Source organism: Treponema sp. R80B11-R83G3 (genome assembly GCF_054786115.1).
Genome location: NZ_BDHF01000222.1, coordinates 1 through 1337, shown reverse-complemented (window position 1 = coordinate 1337; position 1337 = coordinate 1). Strand labels below are relative to the sequence as shown.

Annotated in this window: 2 protein-coding genes; one reads left to right on the top strand and one right to left on the bottom strand. The window is 34.3% G+C overall.

The window, feature by feature from the left end; all coding sequences use genetic code 11:
* On the top strand, positions 1-258 hold a 258-nt coding region (locus ACYVRH_RS12805), incomplete at its 5' end, for an AAA domain-containing protein (RefSeq protein WP_461257285.1).
* Positions 259-474: 216 nt separating this feature from the next.
* Here ACYVRH_RS12805 and ACYVRH_RS12800 read toward each other — a convergent pair.
* Positions 475-1337, bottom strand: an 863-nt coding sequence (locus ACYVRH_RS12800) for an AAA domain-containing protein (protein ID WP_461257284.1), incomplete at its 5' end; no start/stop codon positions are given.

Genomic DNA, 1337 nt, shown 5'->3' with positions numbered 1-1337 from the left:
TTTCAGGGACGTGAAAAGGATACTATTCTTCTTACTACAGTTGATGATGTTGTTACGGATTTTTCTGATGATCCATATCTTTTGAATGTGGCAATATCTCGTGCAAAAAAGCGGCTAATTCTTTCAGGTGATAAAGTTTCTACGCCATTCATAATATTCCCTCTCCTCAATAGGTTCAGCAGAACGGGCGGAGATTATCCTTGTCCGTCCGCTTGCTGGTTCAGTATATGCCAGATACAGGATTATAAAATCCTGTAATTCCACTAATCCTCTAAAACGGGTCTCATATAATGTAGAGTGGGCAGGACAATCGTACATTTAAATTTTCCTTTTATCTACATATAATATACTCATTTCTGTATGGCAAGATCAAATTCATCTTTTATTATTTTCCTTTCCCATATCTAATTCACCATAAAAGGCTGGATATATAAGGAAATTTCTGTAGCAGATACGTTTTTGTGACCTACGGTTCTATCTACTTTTGTTTGCATACTCAGTTAAAAATCGTTCGATTTTCGCACATTCTTCACTTCCATTGGTAGGAAAACGGAGCAGAGGAATTTTATAGAGTTCCAGAATGTGGTCTTTCAGTCTATCACGATCATATTGTTTTGTTCCCGACTTATGATTATGAAAACCATCTACCTCTATAGCAAGAACAGGCTTCTTACTAGTTTGATTGTAAAGTAAAAAATCTATATGGGTAGACGGATTCATGGCATACCTTCGTTCCTCATCACTTAAAAATTTTGGATCGTAAATAAGCATATTAAGCGGTTGGTGACAAATGACATTAATAGACAGATTTGAATACTTTTCCAACTTCAATATATTTACTATTGTACCATACATCAAATTTTCCGACGTATAAACAGATATATTGGAATGTTTTTCCAGAAAAGTAATTCTGGCATCCGTATATTGGCGATATAGCAAATCAAAAATTGAACGGATTTCACTCTTGAAAATTTTATAGTTATTGTATTCGATATATGAAATCAAATCTCCAATGATACTGTTTTCAGGCTGTTCATTACCTGATACTACAAGAATTAGCCGCTTTTTTGCACGAGATATTGCCACATTCAAAAGATATGGATCATCAGAAAAATCCGTAACAACATCATCAACTGTAGTAAGAAGAATAGTATCCTTTTCACGTCCCTGAAACTTGTGTACAGTATCGACTTCAATAGGTCTTGAGTCTAGTTGCCGTTTAATAGCAGATACTTGATCTTTATATGGAGCAATAATTCCAATATTCTGTGGGTTTACATCTTTCAATAAAGGAAGCGTTTCTTTAATCATAATATCTATCTGACGTTGATTTATAT